This window comes from Polynucleobacter sp. IMCC 29146, from assembly GCF_021395195.1.
Lineage (GTDB): Bacteria > Pseudomonadota > Gammaproteobacteria > Burkholderiales > Burkholderiaceae > Polynucleobacter.
Genome location: NZ_JAJVCR010000002.1, coordinates 103,672 through 123,935, shown reverse-complemented (window position 1 = coordinate 123,935; position 20,264 = coordinate 103,672). Strand labels below are relative to the sequence as shown.

23 protein-coding genes and 1 tRNA gene are annotated in these 20,264 nt (G+C 45.2%); 12 read left to right on the top strand and 12 right to left on the bottom strand.

Going from position 1 to position 20,264, the window contains the following annotated elements; all coding sequences use genetic code 11:
• Window positions 1–41: 41 nt before the first annotated feature.
• The gene (locus tag LZT22_RS02605) at window positions 42–1,316 is read right to left on the bottom strand and encodes a cupin domain-containing protein (protein ID WP_233923496.1); all 1,275 of its coding nucleotides are present in this window, start codon (window positions 1,314–1,316) and stop codon (window positions 42–44) included.
• A gap of 36 nt (window positions 1,317–1,352) precedes the next feature.
• Here LZT22_RS02605 and LZT22_RS02600 point away from each other — a divergent pair, with 36 nt between their 5' ends.
• Entirely contained in the window at window positions 1,353–1,982 is a 630-nt protein-coding gene (locus tag LZT22_RS02600; protein ID WP_233923495.1) for a peptidylprolyl isomerase, read from the top strand.
• 17 nt (window positions 1,983–1,999) lie between these two features.
• Here the strand turns inward: LZT22_RS02600 and cysE are convergent, their stop codons facing one another.
• Both cysE and LZT22_RS02590 read right to left on the bottom strand, forming a co-directional pair.
• The gene (cysE, locus tag LZT22_RS02595; protein WP_233923494.1) at window positions 2,000–2,770 is read right to left on the bottom strand and encodes a serine O-acetyltransferase; all 771 of its coding nucleotides are present in this window, start codon (window positions 2,768–2,770) and stop codon (window positions 2,000–2,002) included.
• Window positions 2,771–2,793: 23 nt separating this feature from the next.
• On the bottom strand, window positions 2,794–3,618 hold the full coding sequence (locus LZT22_RS02590; protein ID WP_233923493.1) for an RNA methyltransferase: 825 nt from the start codon (window positions 3,616–3,618) through the stop codon (window positions 2,794–2,796).
• 123 nt (window positions 3,619–3,741) lie between these two features.
• On the opposite strand from LZT22_RS02590, the gene LZT22_RS02585 reads away from it, so the two are divergent.
• Window positions 3,742–4,560: an inositol monophosphatase family protein gene (locus LZT22_RS02585; RefSeq protein ID WP_233923492.1), complete on the top strand. Its 819-nt coding sequence runs from the start codon at window positions 3,742–3,744 to the stop codon at window positions 4,558–4,560.
• Window positions 4,561–4,564: 4 nt separating this feature from the next.
• On the opposite strand, the gene LZT22_RS02580 is transcribed toward LZT22_RS02585, so the two are convergent.
• Genes LZT22_RS02580 through LZT22_RS02565 form a run of 4 tightly spaced genes read right to left on the bottom strand, consistent with a single transcriptional unit; the run spans window position 4,565 to window position 6,902 of the window.
• Window positions 4,565–5,353 (bottom strand): UDP-2,3-diacylglucosamine diphosphatase, encoded by a 789-nt coding sequence (locus LZT22_RS02580; RefSeq protein WP_233923491.1) that lies wholly within the window; start codon window positions 5,351–5,353, stop codon window positions 4,565–4,567.
• A 35-nt stretch (window positions 5,354–5,388) separates the two neighbouring features.
• Window positions 5,389–5,892, bottom strand: coding sequence for a peptidylprolyl isomerase (locus tag LZT22_RS02575; RefSeq protein ID WP_233923490.1), 504 nt, complete (start codon window positions 5,890–5,892; stop codon window positions 5,389–5,391).
• On the bottom strand, window positions 5,864–6,685 hold the full coding sequence (locus tag LZT22_RS02570) for a tetratricopeptide repeat protein (RefSeq protein ID WP_233923489.1): 822 nt from the start codon (window positions 6,683–6,685) through the stop codon (window positions 5,864–5,866). The genes LZT22_RS02575 and LZT22_RS02570 overlap by 29 nt, the downstream gene beginning before the upstream one ends.
• A 10-nt stretch (window positions 6,686–6,695) precedes the next feature.
• Window positions 6,696–6,902 carry a hypothetical protein gene (locus LZT22_RS02565; RefSeq protein ID WP_233923488.1) on the bottom strand — a complete coding sequence of 69 codons (207 nt, stop codon included), beginning with the start codon at window positions 6,900–6,902 and terminating at the stop codon, window positions 6,696–6,698.
• Between the two features lie 54 nt (window positions 6,903–6,956).
• Between LZT22_RS02565 and cysS the strand changes: the two genes are divergently transcribed.
• From cysS to LZT22_RS02535, 6 genes are all read left to right on the top strand, one after another.
• Window positions 6,957–8,405, top strand: coding sequence for a cysteine--tRNA ligase (cysS, locus tag LZT22_RS02560; protein ID WP_233923487.1), 1,449 nt, complete (start codon window positions 6,957–6,959; stop codon window positions 8,403–8,405).
• Window positions 8,390–9,118: a DNA-3-methyladenine glycosylase gene (locus LZT22_RS02555; protein ID WP_233923486.1), complete on the top strand. Its 729-nt coding sequence runs from the start codon at window positions 8,390–8,392 to the stop codon at window positions 9,116–9,118. Before cysS ends, LZT22_RS02555 begins: the two co-directional genes overlap by 16 nt.
• Window positions 9,119–9,127: 9 nt before the next feature.
• On the top strand, window positions 9,128–10,102 hold the full coding sequence (locus tag LZT22_RS02550; protein WP_233923485.1) for an acetyl-CoA carboxylase carboxyltransferase subunit alpha: 975 nt from the start codon (window positions 9,128–9,130) through the stop codon (window positions 10,100–10,102).
• On the top strand, window positions 10,065–11,471 hold the full coding sequence (gene tilS, locus LZT22_RS02545) for a tRNA lysidine(34) synthetase TilS (protein ID WP_233923484.1): 1,407 nt from the start codon (window positions 10,065–10,067) through the stop codon (window positions 11,469–11,471). Before LZT22_RS02550 ends, tilS begins: the two co-directional genes overlap by 38 nt.
• 67 nt (window positions 11,472–11,538) lie before the next feature.
• A complete protein-coding gene (locus tag LZT22_RS02540) occupies window positions 11,539–12,789 on the top strand; it encodes an aspartate kinase (protein ID WP_233923483.1) in 1,251 nt (416 codons plus the stop codon).
• Window positions 12,790–12,894: 105 nt separating this feature from the next.
• Window positions 12,895–12,989, top strand: a tRNA-Ser gene (locus LZT22_RS02535).
• Window positions 12,990–13,184: 195 nt separating this feature from the next.
• Here LZT22_RS02535 and LZT22_RS02530 read toward each other — a convergent pair.
• Together LZT22_RS02530 and LZT22_RS02525 are read right to left on the bottom strand one after the other, a co-directional pair.
• Complete coding sequence (locus tag LZT22_RS02530; protein WP_233923482.1) at window positions 13,185–14,492, bottom strand: type II toxin-antitoxin system HipA family toxin; 1,308 nt, start codon at window positions 14,490–14,492, stop codon at window positions 13,185–13,187.
• Window positions 14,492–14,848, bottom strand: coding sequence for a helix-turn-helix domain-containing protein (locus LZT22_RS02525; RefSeq protein ID WP_233923481.1), 357 nt, complete (start codon window positions 14,846–14,848; stop codon window positions 14,492–14,494). The genes LZT22_RS02530 and LZT22_RS02525 overlap by 1 nt, the downstream gene beginning before the upstream one ends.
• Window positions 14,849–15,267: 419 nt before the next feature.
• Here LZT22_RS02525 and LZT22_RS02520 point away from each other — a divergent pair, with 419 nt between their 5' ends.
• Both LZT22_RS02520 and LZT22_RS12745 read left to right on the top strand, forming a co-directional pair.
• Window positions 15,268–15,849 (top strand): hypothetical protein, encoded by a 582-nt coding sequence (locus LZT22_RS02520; protein ID WP_233923480.1) that lies wholly within the window; start codon window positions 15,268–15,270, stop codon window positions 15,847–15,849.
• Window positions 15,846–16,142: a S8 family serine peptidase gene (locus LZT22_RS12745; protein WP_370635184.1), complete on the top strand. Its 297-nt coding sequence runs from the start codon at window positions 15,846–15,848 to the stop codon at window positions 16,140–16,142. Before LZT22_RS02520 ends, LZT22_RS12745 begins: the two co-directional genes overlap by 4 nt.
• A gap of 74 nt (window positions 16,143–16,216) precedes the next feature.
• Here LZT22_RS12745 and LZT22_RS02515 read toward each other — a convergent pair whose 3' ends face one another.
• Together LZT22_RS02515 and LZT22_RS02510 are read right to left on the bottom strand one after the other, a co-directional pair.
• Window positions 16,217–17,431 carry a porin gene (locus LZT22_RS02515; RefSeq protein ID WP_233923479.1) on the bottom strand — a complete coding sequence of 405 codons (1,215 nt, stop codon included), beginning with the start codon at window positions 17,429–17,431 and terminating at the stop codon, window positions 16,217–16,219.
• A gap of 405 nt (window positions 17,432–17,836) precedes the next feature.
• Window positions 17,837–19,060 carry a DUF3443 family protein gene (locus LZT22_RS02510; protein ID WP_233923478.1) on the bottom strand — a complete coding sequence of 408 codons (1,224 nt, stop codon included), beginning with the start codon at window positions 19,058–19,060 and terminating at the stop codon, window positions 17,837–17,839.
• A gap of 174 nt (window positions 19,061–19,234) precedes the next feature.
• Here LZT22_RS02510 and LZT22_RS02505 point away from each other — a divergent pair, with 174 nt between their 5' ends.
• Both LZT22_RS02505 and LZT22_RS02500 read left to right on the top strand, forming a co-directional pair.
• Complete coding sequence (locus LZT22_RS02505) at window positions 19,235–19,600, top strand: hypothetical protein (protein ID WP_233923477.1); 366 nt, start codon at window positions 19,235–19,237, stop codon at window positions 19,598–19,600.
• 7 nt (window positions 19,601–19,607) lie between these two features.
• Window positions 19,608–19,814: a hypothetical protein gene (locus LZT22_RS02500; RefSeq protein WP_233923476.1), complete on the top strand. Its 207-nt coding sequence runs from the start codon at window positions 19,608–19,610 to the stop codon at window positions 19,812–19,814.
• Between the two features lie 47 nt (window positions 19,815–19,861).
• On the opposite strand, the gene gloA is transcribed toward LZT22_RS02500, so the two are convergent.
• Window positions 19,862–20,248, bottom strand: a complete 387-nt coding sequence (gene gloA, locus LZT22_RS02495) for a lactoylglutathione lyase (protein WP_233923475.1) — start codon at window positions 20,246–20,248, stop codon at window positions 19,862–19,864.
• Between the last annotated feature and the right edge of the window lie 16 nt (window positions 20,249–20,264).

Below are 20,264 nucleotides of genomic sequence, written 5' to 3'. Positions count from 1 at the left end.
TAAGGGTTACCCCTTAACAAATCCAGAAAACATTATAGCCATCATTGGGGGAATGGTTCAAAGATTAACCATCCCGCTTGATATGCGCTGTAGAGAGAATGGGCAGCTTGGCCTTGGGTAGGCCGGAGAATTAACCGCTGCTGAGCTGAGAGACTAAGGGTTTTGTTCGTTGCCAGCGCGCGCCATAACTGCTTGACTAGCGGGCTGGCGGTTTGGGTCATATTTTCGCCATTACAAAAAATATGCTGCTTGTCATAGATCATGCGGGTAAGTGGATGTAGATACAAAGAGCTTGTAGACAGCTTGCCAATAAATTGTGGGTAACTGAGGGGTTTTGCTGGGCCCGTAAAATATGCGCTGGGTTTGGGTTCGCTTAAATAGGCGCTAATACCCTGTAAAAAATGATTAATATCATTTAAATCAAGGCTTTTCAGGCGTTTTTTCAATTGCTTAATTAGCTCTGGTGGTAGCACTTCGGGTTGCTTGGTGGCACCTTGCTGGGGATCGGCATAGTGTGTATTGAGCTCGGGTACCGAGTCTAGGGATTCAGCTAAGCGCCACAACCCCTCTTGGAGTAATTCTCGGTAGGTGGGTGCTCGAAAGCCAATTGACCAGGTTTGGCATGCTGGATCGAGCGCGACGCCATCATGTGCTGTATTTGGCGGTAAATAGAGCATATCGCCAGGCTCAAGCACCCATTCTTCTTGAGCCTTAAAGTGACGCAGAATTTTCAGTGGCAGGCCCGCTTTGAGTGTTAGATCACTTTGGGTGGAAATTGACCATTTTCTGCGGCCTGCCATTTGCAATAAAAACACATCATAGGAGTCAAAGTGGGGCCCCACGCCACCCCCGATACCAGCAAGACTGATCATTAAATCGTCTAATCTGGCATCGGGTATAAAGCGAAACCAAGAAAGTACCTTTGCGGCAGCGGGGTGATGGGCCTCTACCCCTTGTATGAGCAGGGTCCAATTAGGGTCTTTAAAATTTGGTAAATGCTTGGCTTTGAGCGGCTCGGTACTGAGGTCATGAAGACGCCAGGGTTTAGAGCGAATTAAGCGGGCTTCACTTTCACCCTGACTGGCTATGGTCCAGAGTGCCTGGGCCGATATAGGACTATCGAGCGGGTTACCAAGGGCCTTAGCTTGCTGAAAAGCAGGAATAGCTCCCCGTACTAAGAGGGGGCGCTGATGCCAGTAATTGCGCATAAAGACTTGTGGGCTAAGGCCGCCCAAGAGGGGCCAAGCTTGCTTCAAGAGCAAGACTTCAGGCGCGCGGGGTGGTTGGTAGGGATTGCTCAAGTAAAATGAACTCAATTCTAATTTTTTAGCAAACTTATTAGCAAACTACGTATGAAGATCTCAAAAAATACTATTGTCTCGCTGCGTTACAAATTAACCGATGCACAAAATAATGTCATCGAAGAACCCGAAGCCCCGATGGTATACCTGCACGGGGGTTATGATGGCACTTTTCCAAAAATTGAAACCGCTTTAGATGGGCAAGATGTGGGCTATGAAACCACTTTGCAACTCGATCCTGGCGATGCATTTGGCGAATACGACCCTGAGTTATTAAAAATAGAGCCCCGTACGCGTTTTCCAGAGCCGCTTGAGGTAGGGATGCAATTTGAGGGTGTACCCGACGCAGATGACGTTTCGCTTGATGCCGAACAAGTTCATGAGGTGATAGATGATAGCGAGGAAGAGGATCTTTCCGCAATGATTTATACCGTGACCGATGTTGCCGAGAATCAAGTGGTGCTGGATGGTAATCATCCCCTTGCTGGCATGGCGTTACGCTTTTGGTTGCAGGTAGAAGAAGTGCGAATTGCCACCGATGAGGAAATTCAAAATCGACACCCGCAAGGCGAGGAAGGTCTTGGCTTTGGGGTTTTGGATGAGGGTGATGATGAAATAGATGAAGATTATATTGGCGGCGCACAAAAAAAAGATGGCGCAAATCCGCACACCTTGCACTAAATAAAATCCGTCATATTTTATTCTTTCAGCCAGCGCTTAATTGCATCTAGCTCGCGCATCGCAGCGCCATCTTCAGAGCTAGGTGTTACCTGTGTAGGGGCGTGTCCTGTTAGTTTTGCCAAGGCTTCTTCTAAGGCTTGTATTTTTGTTTCTTGTAAGAGGGTGGCGTCAATCAGCCCTTTTAGCGCAAGTGACATGGGATCATCGGCATTGGGGGTGATTCCGTATGCAGAAAAATTAGCCTTACTTTCCATACTGCCAGCGTGAGGTAAGTCGGGGTGTAGGGTGCGGGCTGGCACACCAACGGCGGTTGCACCCGCCGGTATTTCTTTCAGCACGACAGCATTTGAGCCTATACGGGCGCCATCTCCCACCATAAACCCACCCAAGACCTTAGCGCCTGCGCTAACAACCACCCCCTTGCCTAGTGTGGGGTGACGTTTGACGCCTTTATAAAGTGAGGTGCCGCCTAAAGTAACGCCTTGATAAATTGTGCAATCGTCACCAATAACCGTGGTTTCGCCAATGACAATACCCAGGCCATGATCGAGGAAAACCCGGCGCCCAATTTTGACCCCAGGATGTATTTCAATACCGGTAAGCCAACGCGCCAACATTGACCATAGGCGGGCGATTAATTTAAGTTCTACTTGCCAAAAAAAGTGCGCAACACGATGCAGCCATACCGCATGCAAACCAGGGTAGCAAAGTATTACCTCCAGCCGGTTTCGCGCTGCCGGATCACGGGCAATAATGGAATCGATTTCGTCGAAGAATGCGTTGGCCATAGTGAGAGTTTAATCGGAAGCGCTTATTTTTTTGTCAGCATCTGTTTGGCGATACCCCTTAATAAATCAATTTCCTCTTTATGCAGTTCGGCTCGTGCAAACAAGGCCTGTAAACGGGGCATTAGTTTTTTGGGCCGATCGGGGTCAAGGTAGCCAATAGATTCAAGGCCTTGGCGCCAATGCTCGGCCATAGCGGCCACTGCGGTGGGGTCGGCTAGATCACTGCTTGCTGCTTTGGGGTTTGAGCTGATTTTGTGGCGGGCTATTTCGGCTTGCAAAGACTGGCGCAGGGTATAGGCGCAGACCATTACGGCTTGCGCTAAATTCAAAGAGGGGTATGCCGGATTAGCATCTAAAAAGACTCGATGTGAACACAGTTTGAGGGCTTCATTATCTAGACCAGTTCTTTCTGTACCGAAAACCAAAGCCACTTGCTCTTCATTCATTAATAGTTGAGTCGCCCGTTGGCAAGCTTCTGGCCACGAAAGCGCTGGCGGCCCAAATTGGCGCTCTCGGCTAGTTAAACCTAGCACCAGCGAACAATTTTTGAGGGCTGGGCCCAAGGTAGGTCTTTCGAGCGCTTGCTCTAATACGTCTTGAGCGCCACTGGCAAAGGCAATGGCCTCAGAGTGCTCGAACGGCTTATTTTGACGTGGGGCTATTAGCGTGAGGCGCTGAAAGCCCATGGTTTTTAGCGCCCGCGCGCTTGCGCCAATATTGCCAGGATGGCTGGTTTGGACCAAGACCCAATTTAGCGCATTAAATGCAGGATGTTCAGGTAGTGAGCTTAGCTGATGCAGCGGGTTAACCGCGTCACTATGGGTCGGTTGTGGAGTCATTGGGGGCATCTTGAGGTTCATTCTGCAGGTATTGCGTCCGATCGTTTAAGATGAGCGCTTCGCTTGTTATTGTCCCGCATTTTTTAGGGCACTTACAGGCTGGCTCTTATTTAATTTGCTCACACTAATCTTATGCATCCTATGTTGAATGTGGCCGTTAAGGCTGCCCGCCGTGCTGGAACTATTATTAACCGTGCCTCGCTGAACTTAGAGCGCTTGCAGGTTGATCGTAAACAACATAATGATTTTGTGACAGAAGTAGACCAACAAGCCGAAGCGGCCATTATTGAAACCTTAAGTGATGCCTACCCTGACCATGGTTTTTTGGCGGAAGAAACAGGTAGCCACAAACCCGATGCGGAATCAATTTGGATTATTGACCCCCTTGATGGCACCACCAATTTTATTCATGGCTTTCCGCAGTATGCAGTTTCAATTGCCTTAGCGGTTGCGGGAGTGACTCAGCAAGCAGTGGTATATGACCCCACTCGCGATGAATTATTTACTGCTACTAGGGGTAGCGGAGCGTATTTAAATCGCCGTCGTTTGCGGGTAGCAGCTGAAATCCGTTTGGCTAATGCTTTGCTGGGAACGGGCTTTCCTTACCGAGAAGATCAAGACCTTGAGAGCTACTTACGCATTTTTGCTGAGATGTCTCGGCAATGCGCTGGCTTGCGTCGGCCTGGTGCTGCTTCTTTAGATTTGGTTTATGTTGCTGCGGGTCGTTATGATGGATTTTTTGAAAGTGATTTAAAGCCCTGGGATATGGCAGCAGGCGCTTTAATTGTGGCCGAAGCAGGCGGTCTAGTGGGTACCTACTCGGGTGAAGAAGGTTTCTTGCAAAGTGGTGAGGTGATGGCGGCTAACCCTCGTTTATTTGCCCAGATGGCGCAAATTTTGCGACCTTATGCTAAAGCGCCAGAAGGCAATAGCGCCTTAAAACGGAGTTAGTTTTTTACCCCTTAACTAAGTCTAGGTAGCGCACCCCATTGGCATCAATGCGTAGTGCACTAGCTTTAGGCAAGACGCTCTCGGGATGATCTAAATCCCAATCGGATAGCACCCAGCGTTGCCACTCCACTTGATTGAAGTTTTCATGATGTCGAGTGGGTAAATGTGTATGACCATGAATAAGCTGATCGATCTTAAATTGATCGACAAGGCTGGCACAGGCATGAAGAGTGACATCGACTTTCATTTGAGTGGATTCAGGCGCATAACGCGCAGCTCGCTGATACTGCGCGGTACTATTGCTTCGCAACTGCTGGGCTATAGTGCGACGCCAGTTGAGGGGCATTTTTAAAAATAGCTGTTGTAGCCAGGGTTTACGAACCCACTTACGAAAGAGTTGATACGCGTTATCGGCAGTGCATAAAATATCGCCATGGCTTAAGAGATATTCAGAGCCTGCCAAGACTACTTTACTTGGGTCGGGCAAGAGGGTCATACTGGTTTTCTTTAAAAAATCAGGACCAATTAAAAAATCGCGATTACCATGAAGATAGTAAATTTTTACATTGAGCGCCAAATTGGCCAAGGCATTTTTTATCTCTAGATGAAAAGGGGAGCGTAAGCTAGCATCATCGCCTACCCAATATTCAAAGAGATCGCCCAAAATAAAAACGGCCTCAACCGAGCGCGCCTCTTTTTCACAAAAATCAATCAACCGTTGCGCCGTTATTGGCATTGACGGCGTGAGATGGATATCGGAAATCAAGAGGGCGCTAGCGTAGCTTGGAATCATGCTGAAAATTTCTTAAAAAATGACTAGCTCGTGAATTAGTCTTCTAAAACCGTGGCTTTTTCAATCGTGACATCTTCGGTGGGTACATCTTGATGAAAACCAGCGGTACCGGTTTTGACTTTGCGAATGGCATCAACGACATCCATGCCGTCACAAACTTCGCCAAAGACTGCATAACCCCAGCCTTGCGCATTGGGTGCAGTATGGTTTAAGAAATCATTGTCATTCAAATTGATAAAAAATTGCGATGATGCCGAGTGGGGCTCGTTGGTGCGGGCCATTGCCACAGTGCTGCGCAGATTTTTTAAGCCATTATTTGCTTCGTTTTCAATTTCAGCCAAGGTTGATTTTTGTTTTAGGCCAGTGGTCATGCCACCGCCTTGAATCATGAAATTATCGATAACGCGATGAAATATAGTGCCATCATAATGCCCACTTTTTACATATTGTAAAAAATTCGCCACGGTTTTTGGCGCTTTAGCAGCATCGAGAGATAAGGTGATATCGCCTTTATTTGTTTTGAGAAGAACTTTGGCCATTGCTTGGTGTACTTTCTAGAAGGTTAGGGGTTGAAGTGACGGGTGCTGCAGTAACTGATGGTGATGTTGCTGGCGCAACTGAAGTTGTTGGGGTGGTGGCCGGTTTTGCTGCTGCCGCAGCTTGGGGCACTTTGACAACGGGCGGCTTCAGAATTTCTTGCAAGGCTTTATTACGACGCGCATTTTCCCGAATATTGGGTTGTAATTTCGCGGCTGCTTCATAGTTTTTAGCGGCTAAACGAATATAAATATCACCTGAGTTTGACAGGGCAGTAACGTAATCTGGACGCAGCTTCAGCGCTAATTCAAGATAATCGCGGGCATCAATCCATTGATCTTGGCTAGCCCCAATGGCCGCTAGATTATTGTAGGGCTCGGGTAACTCTGGAAATTGTTGGGTAATTTCAGTAAAGGTTTTTTTGGCAGCAGGAATATTGTGTAATTCAATTTGTAAGCGCGCCTTCAAAAAACGCAATTGCACATTACGTGGGTTCTTAATCAAGGTTAGGTCGATTTGATCAACCGCTGCTTTAAATTGTTTAGCTCTTACGAGCTTTTCAATTTGGGGTGGAATGCCATCTTTTGCAAGGGCATCGGGCTCGATAATTAAGAACGACAGGTAGGGTACGGCAATTGAATTAGCGATAGGGGCAGTTAGCGGATCAAACCCAGCGGTTGGGCTATAAGATGAGACCACTGGAGGGGGTGGAGTGGTAGTGCAGGCGCTCAAGAAAATTGCGCCAAGCAACACTGCAGCAGATTTAAACCGTTTAACTAAGGAGAATAAACGCATGCTAGCCAACTTATTGATAAGGCACAGCGACAGAATCGGCCATTGAAGGTGGGCCATCATTAAAAGTAGCCTGAGGAATTGCATAAGTTGCATTTGGATCGCCATTAATACTGGCACAACCCCCTAAATTGAAAAGCAAGGTTCCGCAGACCGGCAAAAGGATTTTGCGGTACCAATAAAAGGGAGTTTTAGGAAGGGTGGGGAGGTGTGGGCTCATTCGATATACTCAGCAGTCTAACAAATTAGCGGAACCGATACCTTCGCTGCCTTTATGCTGCAAATCTATAACACCCTGAGCCGGTCGAAAGAGGTCTTTAAGCCGATTACCCCCCGCCACGTAAGCATCTATGTTTGCGGGATGACGGTTTACGATTATTGCCATCTGGGCCATGCGCGGGTGATGATTGTGTTTGACATGGTAGTGCGGTGGCTAATGACCTTGGGATACGAAGTGAATTATGTGCGCAATATCACGGATATTGATGACAAAATTATCCAACGTGCGCTAGAAAATAAAGAATCTATTTTAGCCTTAACTAATCGTTTTATTACTGCTATGCATGTCGATTCTGACCATTTAGGCTTATTGCAGCCGAATCATGAACCAAGAGCAACCGATTTTATTGCGCCAATGCAGGGCATGATTTCGCGTCTCATTGACCAACAATTGGCTTATCAAGGTGATGATGGCGATATTAACTTTTCTGTGCGTTCATTTCCAAAATATGGCCAACTTTCGGGCAAAGCCATCGATGATTTAAACGCAGGCGAGCGCGTGGCGATTGGCAGCGGTAAGCGTGATCCACTTGATTTTGTTTTATGGAAAAGTGCTAAGCCCGAAGAACCAAGCGATACTCGCTGGAAATCCCCTTGGGGGGAAGGACGACCCGGCTGGCATATTGAATGTTCGGCAATGTCTTGTGATCTTCTCGGACAACATTTTGATATTCATGGTGGCGGTGCTGATTTGCAATTTCCCCACCATGAAAATGAAATTGCCCAAAGTGAAGGGGCTATCTACGGTCAAAACCGTAAACCACTTGATCCCCCTTTTGTAAATTATTGGATGCATAACGGGCATATTCGCGTTAATAAAGAAAAAATGTCGAAATCTCTTGGCAATTTTTTTCTGATACGCGATGTGCTCGAGCAATTTGATCCCGAGGTGATCCGCTTTTTTATGCTTAAAGCGCATTACCGTAGCCCGATTAACTTTAGTGATTCGCAGTTAGAAGAGGCGCGGGCGGGTTTAAATCGTTTATATACTGCGCTGGTACAAACCCCCGGTTTTGTGGCAAAAAAAATGAATGGGTTGGGTGACCCAGCCAACGCTTGGGTTATGCGTTTTACCGCCGCCATGAACGATGACTTCAATACGCCCGAAGCCCTTGCTGTGCTATTTGATTTAGCAAGCGAGATTAACCGTGCACAAGGCGCTGAGCGCGTAATTTTGGCCCAACATTTACATCATTTAGCCGGGGTGTTGAATTTTTTACAAGGTGATCCCACAGCATTTTTACAAGGCGAGACTTTAGTTCAACAAAACCCTGACTCGGCTGGGCTTAGTGCAGAGTTGATTGAGACGCAAATTGCCGCAAGAAGCGCCGCCAAAGTGGCCCGTGACTTCACTCAAGCTGATACGATTCGGCAGCGTCTTTTAGCGCAAGGCATAGTTCTAGAAGATCAGGCTGGAGGGGTAACCACATGGCGCCGCGCGTAATTCAATCTAGTACTGCTAAAGTTGCAACTGCTATACCTCCCCTCAAAAAAAATCTAGTTAAATTACCGGTTAGAAAAAAAATCGCAGCAGATGCAGCCCCCGATTATTGGCAACAAGCTTGTACTGAGTTAATGCAACAAGATCGTATTTTGCGCAAGCTCATTCCGCGCTACGGTACTGGATTTTTAGTCACCCGCGGTGATGCTTTTAATACCTTAGCGCGGGCGATTGTAGGTCAACAAATTTCGGTTGCAGCTGCCCAAGCAGTTTGGAATCGGTTGGTAACGAATTTAGAAAAAAAGGTCAATCCTGCGCAAGTTTTAGCTGTATCTAGTGAGCATTTGCGCAGCGCCGGATTATCAGGTCGGAAAGTAGAGTACATCCGTGATTTAGCCAGTCATTTTCATGAGGGGCGTTTACATGCCAAACAATGGCAAGCAATGGATGATGAAAGCGTGATTCGGGAATTAACCGATATTCGGGGAATTGGGCGGTGGACTGCAGAAATGTTTTTGATGTTTAATCTGATTCGGCCCAATGTATTGCCTTTAGATGATGTGGGCTTAATTCGGGCAATTTCCTTAAATTATTTCAGTGGCGAGCCTGTTAGTCGCCATGAAATGCGCGAGGTAGGCGAAAACTGGGCGCCATGGCGTACAGTAGCTACTTGGTATATGTGGCGCAGTATCGACCCAATTCCCGTGGAATATTAGAATTCAGCAATGAAAATCACTTTTTTAGACTTTGAACAATCGATTGGTGAGTTAGAAGCCAAAATTGAAGAATTGCGTTTTGTGCAAGATGAGTCAGCTGTTGATATTTCAGCCGAAATTAAAACGCTAGCTGAAAAAAGCCAGCAACTCACTAAAGATATTTATGCCAATTTAAGCCCTTGGCAAGTATCCCAAGTGGCCCGGCATCCCCAACGACCCTATACTTTAGACTATATCAACGCCTTATTTACCGATTTTCGGGAGCTACATGGCGACCGCACCTTTGCCGACGACAAATCGATTATTGGCGGCTTAGGGCGCTTTAATGACACCGCTTGTCTGATTATTGGTCATCAAAAAGGCCGCGATACAAAAGAACGGGCTTTACGTAATTTTGGCATGAGTAAGCCCGAAGGCTATCGCAAAGCCATGCGCTTAATGCGCTTAGCCGAAAAATTTAAATTACCAGTATTTACATTTGTTGATACGCCAGGCGCTTTCCCTGGTATTGATGCCGAAGAGCGCAATCAATCGGAGGCGATTGGCAGAAATTTATATACCCAAGCTGAGTTAACGGTGCCAATTATTTCTACCATTATTGGCGAGGGCGGATCGGGAGGGGCTTTAGCGATTGCCATGGGTGATGTAGTTTTGATGTTGCAATATTCAACTTATTCGGTAATTTCACCAGAAGGCTGCGCTTCTATATTATGGAAAACGGCTGAGAAAGCCCCTGAAGCTGCTGAGCAATTAGCCCTTACAGCGCAACGCCTCAAGGCCCTAGGCTTAATTGATCGGATTGTGAGCGAACCGGTAGGTGGCGCTCATCGTGATTATGAAAACATGATGACGGCCATGCGTAAAGCTTTAAGTGAATCTTTAAAGATTTTTGAATCAATGGGAAAAAAAGAACTTCTCGAGCGTCGGCATGAGCGTTTAATGAGCTATGGCAAATTCAAGGAAGCTGAACCCAAAGCCACCTAGCCGACGTAGTAGTCAGGTTATCAAGCCTCAACTACCGCGCAGCCAAGATACAGTGATTGGCATTGCTTTAAGTGGTGGGCTCGACTCCATGGTGCTATTTGATGCAGTCATACGCAATCTTGCTGCTTTGAAGACTGATAAGAAGGGCACATCAATTCCAATATGGGTTTTTCATATTCACCATGGCTTGCAAAAATCAGCTGATGCTTGGCTAGATTTTTGTGCCCTAGCTGCGCAGCGTAAAAAAGTTCATTTCGACTTCCGTTTATTGCAATTGCCTGCAAATACCAATGAGGCAGAAGCCCGTCTGGCCCGTTATGAAGCTTTAGCTGATTTATGCGCGGTGCATGGGGTAAGTGACTTATTGCTCGCCCATCATCAAAATGATCAAGCCGAAACCGTGCTCTTGCAATTACTACGTGGTGCAGGGGTACGTGGTTTGGCGGGTATGCCCATGATGCGAAACATGACCAAAGTAGAGCCCAATACTCAGACCAAACCCATTACCTTATGGCGACCGTTACTTGATTTATCGCGCGCAGAATTAGAAGCTTATGCCCAGCAACACCGCCTTAAGTGGGTGGAAGATCCCTCGAACCGTAGTTTGGTTTATCGCCGCAATGCGGTGCGTCATTCACTGCTGCCAAAGCTAGAGCAAGTGCAGCCAGGCGCAATTGCAAATTTAGCGCGCAGTGCAAAATTGTTAAGCGACTCGCAGCATTTATTAGAGCGCTTAGCGCAACTAGACGGCGCGGAAATTTTGCAAAGCTCAAAAACTGCCCCATTGACAACAGGATTAAAAGTAAAACCATTATTGGATTTATATCTAAAGGATGCTTCGGCGGCGAATAATGTCGTGCGTTATTGGTTGCTGCAACTGAGTTTAGCAATGCCATCCTTAGAGCGTTTGCAATCGTGGTGGCTAGACTTACAACGCGCACGCAGTGATGCACGCTTGAAATTCCTGCATGCTGGTGGGGAAATTCGTTTATGGCGTGGACAATTAATTTATGAGGCCACATCAAATCAGCAAAATAGTGATAAAGCTTTCGCAGGGAAGTGGGTTTTTTTACCTGTACCCTTGCGCAGTAAGCGATTAGGTTTAGCAGCGGCATGGGTGCAAGAAGCGCAGCTGACTGGAGCGATTGAATACCGTTTACGCAAAGGCGGAGAGCGTTTTCAAAAAACGGCTCGTGGCGCGACTAAAACGCTGAAAAATTTGTTTCAAGAAGACGCTATTCCGCCCTGGCAACGTCAGGCCCCTTTACTCTTTATTGCCAATGAACTCGTAGCAGTTGCGGGAATTGGGGTGAATCATCCGCATTTAGTGGCTACAGGCAACCGGGTTTGGCCCGAGTGGCAAGCTTGAAGACTTTGGCTGGAGCGCTGCAAACCTTGTAAAATAAAGCCTTTAAGCAAGCTTTCTACCTTCTTTTATGGGAATTATTGTTCACAAGTACGGCGGCACATCGATGGGCTCGGTTGAGCGCATTCAGAATGTGGCCAAGCGCGTAGCTAAATGGATGCGAGCTGGCCACCAAGTGGTGGTGGTGCCATCGGCTATGTCGGGCGAAACCAATCGCTTGTTGGGTTTAGCTAAAGATATTCACCCCAATCCTAATCCGCGTGAGTTAGATCAAATTGCCTCGACCGGTGAGCAGGTGAGCTCGGGTTTATTAGCCCTAGCTTTGCACCGTGAAGGTATTGATGCGGTTAGTTATGCAGGCTGGCAAGTGACGATTCATACTGATTCTGCTTTTACAAAAGCCCGCATTATGGGTATTGAAGATGAAAAAATTCGGGCCGATTTGAATTTAGGTAAAGCGGTAGTGATTACCGGTTTTCAGGGGGTCGATCCGCACGGTAACATCACTACTTTAGGTCGCGGTGGCTCTGATACTTCCGCGGTAGCAGTGGCTGCGGCACTGAAGGCAGAAGAATGTTTAATTTATACCGATGTTGATGGGGTCTATACAACCGACCCCCGAGTTTGCGAAGATGCACGCCGCCTCGATAAAATTACCTTTGAAGAAATGCTGGAAATGGCAAGCTTAGGTTCGAAGGTATTGCAAATTCGTTCTGTTGAATTTGCTGGCAAGTACCAAGTTAAAACTCGGGTTTTGTCTTCCTTGACAGACCCCTTAATTGCGCTTGAACAAGAAATGAAGTCGGGTACATTAATTACATTTGAAGAGGACAGCACCATGGAAGCCGCCGTTATTTCGGGTATTGCATTTGCACGCGATGAAGCCAAAATTACTGTCTTAAGTGTGCCCGATCGTCCTGGTATTGCGTATCAAATTTTAGGCCCTATTGCCGATGCGAATATTGATGTTGACATGATTATTCAAAATCAATCGGTTGATGGTAAAACTGACTTCACTTTTACAGTACCGAGGGCTGAATATCAAAAAGCGATTGATTTACTAAAAAACTCAGTACAGGCGCATATCGGCGCCAAAGAAATTACTGGTGATCCCAAAGTTTCCAAGGTGTCGGTAGTGGGCGTTGGCATGCGTTCGCATGTTGGGGTTGCCAGTAAAATGTTCCGTACGCTTTCGGAAGAGGGTATTAATATCCTAATGATCTCTACTAGTGAAATTAAAATTTCGGTGGTGGTTGATGAAAAATACATGGAATTAGCCGTGCGGGCTTTGCACAAATCATTTGAGTTAGATCAGGCTTAGTTTTACTTTGGTTAAGAGGCTGTTGAAGGCCACTGAGGCCACATTTGGCTGTTTTACCAACACTCCGTTAAACTAGCGGCTGTTGTAATTTTTGTGACTGAATACGGAGACGTGGCCGAGCTGGTCGAAGGCACTCCCCTGCTAAGGGAGCATCGGGGCTAAAACTCTGATCGGAGGTTCGAATCCTCTCGTCTCCGCCAGTACTTTGGCAAACTTTCTACTTTCTGCTTTATACAACAAAGACTTAGCCCCGTAACTGGGGCTTTTTCTTTATTACTCCCGCTTACCAGTACGCTTACCACCCAAACAGTATGTGGTTGCAGATAGGTGGCTAATGCAATTGAAGCTATGAATCTCTTATTGCACTGTGGGATCAATGCTCTCGCGATAAGCGCTTAGTTTTTGGCTAAGATCTTGATTAATTCAGTGCTGCAAATATCATCGATATGCCTAAAGGCTAGAAAGATTCCATCGATTTGATCTGCAGCAATTCCAAGGCTTTCAAAGTGTGTTTTCCATTGTCTGGTTACTCGCCATACACGATCGATAATGGAGCTTGCTTGCTGCGCAGATAGGCCAAAGCGCTCTTTGGCACCATAGGCATTATCGAGTGTTGCTAATTTACCTTGTGGTCCAACACCTAGATGTTGATAACGCTCACTTGCAATGACTGCATGAGGCATCACGTCATAGAGTGGACTCAGGCTCCAGCCTTTAAGCGCATGGCTCCATAAGAATGCATGATTGCGTAGATGATCATCATCGTTACTAACAAAAATATTAAAGATCATGCGTGCATATAGTTCTTCAATATCAGCTTTGACTGTTTGAACCACGCAATATCTGCGGATGGCATCTGCGATATCCATATAGCTTTTTGTATTGGATTCTGATTCGTGACAGGCAACTAAGGTGAGGGCGCTAACGATATGATGACGAATTTCTACTGGCCGAGCAAAAGCAGTCCAAGAGCGATCAAAGCGTTTGACCATCAACACTTTTTTCTTGCCAACTTGTTCTAATTGAGTTTGCGCTACATTAAGACCGGCTAACTGCGCAAGTTTGAGTGTGGCGTATTCAATGCTTGGTACATCTAAGACTCCATCAGTGTTACCTGGGAACTTGGCCATCCATAAAATGTTTTCATCATCGCGCACACTTGCCTTAGGACGCATGCCCCCAAGGCCGCTACCCACAATCAAAATTCTGGATAACGCTTCTGATAATGGCAAACCTGCCTCAATTTTTTGTGCGCCTTCTAGTATGTAAGATAGATTGTGAATGCTTTCATGAGCAGGGCGCTCCTCTTGATCTAAGGAAGATCGAATATCCAAAGCCCCCACACGATCACTGCCTGCTTCGAGTAGATAGGTTGACTCTGGAAGACTATTGGGCGGGACCTTAAGCCTAGCTTCAATCACTCTTCTTCCCCACGAATCAGGGGCAGCATCCCGAATTCCACCAAAAGATTCTAAACCGTTAGGTGGAACGAGGCGTTTGCCTTTGATCTCACTTTTATTCTTAAGACTAAGAGCGACTGGATCCACTTCTTGCGCGTTGCTCTTATCTAAATAGCGCAAGCCATAAGCAAATGAAGAGGCAATGAGTCTTGAGCCTTCTTCATCTATTTGCAGTTGTCCTGCTGGCACAAATTCACCATCAAGATTGGCAAAGACAAAAAGATCTTTAGTGGTATTTGCCATCAGAAATCAAGCGCTTTCATTTCCGCTGCACTTAAATCACGCACGCGTTGTGGACGTGAGCGACGCTCTAAAGCAATGATCGCAGGATCATCTCCGCTTAAGAGTTGCAACAAGTTCATGCCTGGAGCGATTGCATCTAAGTAACGCAGGAGCGCGCCAATGGCTACACCAGGATCACCCTTTTCAATGCGCTGTGCAGTAGCGCGCGATAGGCCGGCACGGACTGCTGCTTCACTTTGGCGAACACGACGCGCAAGACGCAAAGAAACAAGGCATTGCGCTATTTCAGCGGATTGGCCAAGTTGCTTTGATGCTAGGGTCAGTTGTTGATCTACGCGCATAGTTGCCTCATGCATTTTGTTGAGTATGAGGCGTTAATATACCTGTTTATGCGCTATAGGTCAATAAATATGAATCATAAATGAGTCTTTAAGTATTTTAATGACCTATTTATGAGTATTTTAATGGTTTACAGTAGAAAATTTAGGCTTGTAATTTCGTTAAAGGGGCGCCTCGATACCGGACTACTTCTCCATTCATTTTTCTACAAAGCCAGTTGTGGATAACCCAGACCCCACCATACCCCCACCAGCCTTTATCGACCACTTCACTAAGCCAGCCTATACGTAGTAATTTGTTCAAGGGCTAACCCTCTGTGCAGTTTCCTGACCATAGAAAAGTCGGTTTATAGCAACATCGCCACTTCTAAATTGAGCAAAAAACAAGCGGGGGGGGGTAATATTGCTAAACAAGTCTAAATTTTAGAAAGGTTTATATGACAAAGCGCCTTGTGTACGCGCTGCTTACATTTATATCACTATTACTAGCTGCTTGTGGAGGCGGTGGAGGTGATAGTTCATCAACGAGCAGTTCATCGTCAAGTGCTTCACTTCCAGCAGGATGTTGTTCAATTTATCAAACTGCAGCAGTTCAAGCAGCATATCTTGCAGGGTATACAGGTCAAGGTTCTACTGCTTTAAATTTAGATTGGTCAACGCATTCTAATCCTGACGGAGCATCACATCAAACGGTCACAAATGGAATTATTGCTGGATCCGGTGGAGTAGCAACTTATGCAACCTTGGTACCTGTAACTTACGCGGCAACCGTCAGCACCTCAAATTGGATTGGAATAATCTCAAACACATTAGCTGGGATGAGTAATGGTCAAACGCTCAATCTCAGTGCATATACAACTGGAACCTCTAGTACCGCGATAACCGCCCCCACCACAGTTCCTAGTATCGTAGTTACGATGGCAGCGGGCAATGATGGTCAGCCAACTTTAAATAAAAGTGAGACTGCGGCACTTTATAACTCCGCCTATAAAAGTAATTTAATTCTAGTTGGCGCATAGGAACTAATGGAAATATTGCGTCTTATTCTTCAACAGCAGGAGCAGCAGCGGACCGGTTTGTAGTCGACTACGGAACATCAACCACCCCTTATTCAGGAACCTCCTATTCAGCCCCAAGAGTTGCAGGATATGCGGCAATTATTAAGCAAAAATATCCGAATGCTACTGGCGAACAAATTGCAGCTGCGATCTTAAATACCGCAGTTCTTAAACCAGGTTGGGATCCAGTAATCTACGGTAAGGGTCAAGTAGATTTAACTGCGGCCTTAAGTTCGGCCGGTGGGCTTAAATAAATATATTCATTTGCCGTCAATTCTGATCTCCCCAAGGGCAAAGTTCGCCTGTAACTATCAGCTTACATTGTTTACTAAAATTGAACTCGCACTCCACTGGCAAATGAACTAACGCTAGTTGCGGAATAAATGCTGGTCGCTCCTCCTTTATCAATGCCATAAATAGCATATAAATTAGTGCGTTTACTAAGGTAATAATTGGCGCCAATTTGCCAAGCATTTATTTTTGAAGAGGGGCTATTAATTCCGTAGGTAGTGTATTGCCCATTACCAATATTGGCCCAGCTTTCAATATTGCTAGTAAAAAACCCCCTAAGCCCAATTTGTTGCGCAGACCTTGAAAGGGTATATGAAGCATCAAGCAGATTGGTGACCTTACGATTAACAAATTGCAAATAAGTTTTAAAATAGCCAAAGTCATAAGTTGCTCCAGCGTAATATTGGTTATCTTGAGTATTTACACCTCCTTCTGCCCAAGCCCAAACCTTCGGATCTGGTGTAAATGCAGTAGATGGACAGGCGCCAGGCTGCGCGCAACCGTAACCTAGATTTTGTGATTTAAGTGCCTGATATGCTACCCCTAGATAAAATTTCTCTTGAATATATTGTCCGGAAATCCCCCAGCCACTGGTACTATTTTTAATCGGCACGGGCTCAGTTTTTGATTGTGCGCTCAAAGTATCGCTACGAATAATAGTGATTCCAGCTAGTGTAAGACCAGATACATCTGCGGTTTTAAATGATAAGGTTGAGTGTGTTCTCGTGGTAAAAGCAACGCTAACTCCACCAACGCCAGCATTATCATCGAATGTGCCAGTTGCGCGACTACCACCTGAGGAATAAATAGGATAAACAGCCGATCCAGGGGTATTGTTGGTATGCCCCACATCGGTAGCAGCTAATTGGTTATAAATTGGGGTGTTTTGGGTACCAATTGCAAATTGGCCCAAACTTACCATACCCAGACCAAGAAAACTCTGACGATCTTGCCAGCGCGAAAGGAAGGCATTGGCAGGCTGCATATCTGTTTCAAGGGTAAAAAAAGCAAAGACACCGCCGCCTAAATCTTCAGTGCCTTTAAATCCCAAGCGGCTGGTCTGTTGTGCTGAGTTACCAAACACCACGGTATTGCTAGCTTCGTCAGGAATAATGGTGGTGCCGTTAGTCTTTATATTAATATAACCCACATCGACAATGCCATAAATTGCTACGCCTGACTGCGCACTGGCTTTGCTTACATATATGCTAAATACGCTGCATGCCGCAATAGTAAAAATCGACTTATTCAACTAGATTTAATCCAGATATTATTATTGTTTGTATCTCAGCATCATATCGATAAAATTATTAAGAGCGCTAATTTCCTTTATAATATTAAAATGAGCAAAAAACTGATATGGATGATAGTTTCAATTTTAATAGTATTTGTTTTAGTGAGCGTTGCAGCTCGAAGCTTCTGTGACGCAGCGCCAAATAGTGCAATTAGTTCATTTGTAGAAAAAAATATTCCCAAGCCAAATAATGTCGATATTAATGAATTAAGACGGGCCTGGATTCTAGTTTTTTCTAAATTTTGCGCAACCACTAGCAACCGCTCATTCTAATTTTAAGTTTTGACTTAGCTCCAAGATTTAATAATGGCTAAAAGAAATTCTGTTAGCACTTCTAAAACAGCTTAATATTAATTTTTAAGATTAATTATCGGTATAAGCAAAGTAGGGGCCAGTACCTGCATTACTTGTTTTATCAGATATGCCAACATACACGGTGCGGCCAAAGAAGAAGGGCAAGCCCCAGACAAATGATTGGTTTCCCGGTATGACTGTAGGAGGGCCAGCTATATTATTAAATGCGTTGTAAGTAGCGCCAAGATTAGCGCTTGCAACAGAAAAACTTACAGCACTTGTAGCATTGTTTTTTAAGGCCATCGTAGCAGTAAAATTTTTGGTACTGGTAGGGCAATAAAGGGCCGCAAAGATATTTGCGCTGCAGATTGGTAATTCGCTACTATTATTTTCACCTGAAAATACAAGGTAATTTGTTCCGCTATCAATGTAGCTTTGTGGGTAAGCAACATTGTTAAAAATAGTTGTAAAGTTTCCAATACTATTTGCAGGAAGAAAATTTGCCCCGTTTGATGAATTATTAACTTGGGTGTCAATGCCAAAAATCACAGAGCCCGTTACCGTAGTTGCACCAAATGCACTTATTTGCGGCAAGCGTATTAAAAGCCCATTATTGTTTACCGCAAAGGCAGCAATTGGATTTTGAATTTGAAAATTTGGTGGTGGGTAAATTTGACAATAATTTGCTGTACTGGGAATGCAATTAAAGTAAGTGCCCCCATCATACAAAGAGGTAGAGACACCAAGGAGACCATTTGCGCCCATGACGGCTGGAGTTTGATTGGTAGGTTGCCCATTGCTACATGCACTAGGAACAATGCCATTATTGCTATCATCAATGACCTGTATTGCCATTGAGCTCGCTAATTCACCTGCCATACGTATATCTGCAACTTTTACGGCACCCCATGTAACACCAGAGCCAAAAAGAGCGCATTCATAAATATTTGGTGATGGTAATCCCAAATTGAGCGACTTCACTGCCGAAGCAAAAATGCGTAAACCCTGAGATCCAGTATCGAGCATAATATTATGAATAGTTTTGCAGTTATATGTGCCTGGGTCGCAAATAGTAACGCTTACGAAGGGAATATTAGATTGACCATTTAGACCCTCTGCTATCGTTACACTAAGTGAATTTGCTGCTAATACCACGCTTTCATAGTTCATATTACGGTTGTTTGTCGGCGCGGTACTCGAAGTATTATTATCACCACCACAAGAAATAATACTAATGGAAACGCCAATACTGCATAAAATTTGCAACATAAAGCGACAATAAATTGATTTCATTATTGAACGATTTATAATCGCTTGTTAGTTAACATGCCCCACTCTAGTCTAATAAATACCATATTACATTCAGGTTTACCCTATATGCATGTCAGAGGGGGATTCTTTTAAAATTTTAAAGGCTATTCAATTAAAAATATTTATTCTTTTTGCAGTTACTTATTGCTTAGTATCATGCTGCTTTTAACGGCATGTAAAAAAGAAGAGGGTAGCTTTCGCCTTTTATGTACTGGCGACTATTTGATTAAAAATTACTACACGGCAAATAATCAAACGGCTGAGGCTGAGAAAGTAAAGCGTCAAACGTTTGAATTTATTGATAAGAAGGCCAAGGGCTCAATACCATGCCAAATTTGGTCTGCAGAGCAGATTGAATGCGAAGAAATTAGCACTGCCTCATACGATGAACACGACTTTAAAGTGAAATACAATCGTACTACTGGCGTACTAAATGAATATAGCTTGATGAAGCGGGGTGAATACACTAGCGAGCAACGCTTTACTGGGCAGTGCATTACAGTTAGTAATAAAAAAATCTAGGATTAATATGAAATTAATTTTTAGCCTACTCTTTTCAGCATTGGTTTTGGTAGCATGCGCCAAAATACCAACGCAAAACTTAGATACATCTAAAAATAATGCGAAGACGTTTAATCAGGACATTGCTGATTGTCAATTGGCTTATCCCGAGCAAAACTCGGGAATTCATCATAAGCAATGGATTAACTGCATGGAATTAAAAGGTTGGCGCTAAATTTTGTTTGCTTGGGTTCTGGCTCAGGCCTGATTAGGCCCGAATTCTCAGCGCTGAATTAACTCTATTTTGTAGCCATCGGGGTCTACTACAAATGCGATTACTGTAGCACCTCCTTTTACGGGCCCAGCTTCGCGGGTAATGACCCCGCCAGCGGCTTTAATTTTTTCGCAGGCACCATAGGCATCTGGTACTTCGATGGCAATGTGGCCATAGGCCGTGCCCATTTCATAGCCTTCTACCCCGTGGTTATGGGTTAGTTCAATTTCTGCCTGGCCATCGGCGTTACCTTTACCAAAGCCTACAAAAGCCAATGAATAATGTTGGTCTGGGCGCTCGGTTGTACGCAATAGGTTCATACCCATGACTTGGGTATAAAAGTCGATCGATCGGGCTAGGTTACCGACTCGTAGCATGGTGTGGAGGATCATCATAGGAGACAATATACTG

Coding starts and splice junctions, on each gene's coding strand:
- LZT22_RS02600 (WP_233923495.1), top strand. CDS start 1,353: ATGAAGATCTCAAAAAATACTATTGTCTCGCTGCGTTACAAATTAACC.
- cysE (WP_233923494.1), bottom strand. CDS start 2,770: ATGGCCAACGCATTCTTCGACGAAATCGATTCCATTATTGCCCGTGAT.
- LZT22_RS02590 (WP_233923493.1), bottom strand. CDS start 3,618: ATGCCCCCAATGACTCCACAACCGACCCATAGTGACGCGGTTAACCCG.
- LZT22_RS02585 (WP_233923492.1), top strand. CDS start 3,742: ATGCATCCTATGTTGAATGTGGCCGTTAAGGCTGCCCGCCGTGCTGGA.
- LZT22_RS02580 (WP_233923491.1), bottom strand. CDS start 5,353: ATGATTCCAAGCTACGCTAGCGCCCTCTTGATTTCCGATATCCATCTC.
- LZT22_RS02575 (WP_233923490.1), bottom strand. CDS start 5,892: ATGGCCAAAGTTCTTCTCAAAACAAATAAAGGCGATATCACCTTATCT.
- LZT22_RS02570 (WP_233923489.1), bottom strand. CDS start 6,685: ATGCGTTTATTCTCCTTAGTTAAACGGTTTAAATCTGCTGCAGTGTTG.
- LZT22_RS02565 (WP_233923488.1), bottom strand. CDS start 6,902: ATGAGCCCACACCTCCCCACCCTTCCTAAAACTCCCTTTTATTGGTAC.
- cysS (WP_233923487.1), top strand. CDS start 6,957: ATGCTGCAAATCTATAACACCCTGAGCCGGTCGAAAGAGGTCTTTAAG.
- LZT22_RS02555 (WP_233923486.1), top strand. CDS start 8,390: ATGGCGCCGCGCGTAATTCAATCTAGTACTGCTAAAGTTGCAACTGCT.
- LZT22_RS02550 (WP_233923485.1), top strand. CDS start 9,128: ATGAAAATCACTTTTTTAGACTTTGAACAATCGATTGGTGAGTTAGAA.
- tilS (WP_233923484.1), top strand. CDS start 10,065: ATGGCAAATTCAAGGAAGCTGAACCCAAAGCCACCTAGCCGACGTAGT.
- LZT22_RS02540 (WP_233923483.1), top strand. CDS start 11,539: ATGGGAATTATTGTTCACAAGTACGGCGGCACATCGATGGGCTCGGTT.
- LZT22_RS02530 (WP_233923482.1), bottom strand. CDS start 14,492: ATGGCAAATACCACTAAAGATCTTTTTGTCTTTGCCAATCTTGATGGT.
- LZT22_RS02525 (WP_233923481.1), bottom strand. CDS start 14,848: ATGCATGAGGCAACTATGCGCGTAGATCAACAACTGACCCTAGCATCA.
- LZT22_RS02520 (WP_233923480.1), top strand. CDS start 15,268: ATGACAAAGCGCCTTGTGTACGCGCTGCTTACATTTATATCACTATTA.
- LZT22_RS02510 (WP_233923478.1), bottom strand. CDS start 19,060: ATGAAATCAATTTATTGTCGCTTTATGTTGCAAATTTTATGCAGTATT.
- LZT22_RS02505 (WP_233923477.1), top strand. CDS start 19,235: ATGCTGCTTTTAACGGCATGTAAAAAAGAAGAGGGTAGCTTTCGCCTT.
- LZT22_RS02500 (WP_233923476.1), top strand. CDS start 19,608: ATGAAATTAATTTTTAGCCTACTCTTTTCAGCATTGGTTTTGGTAGCA.
- gloA (WP_233923475.1), bottom strand. CDS start 20,248: ATGATGATCCTCCACACCATGCTACGAGTCGGTAACCTAGCCCGATCG.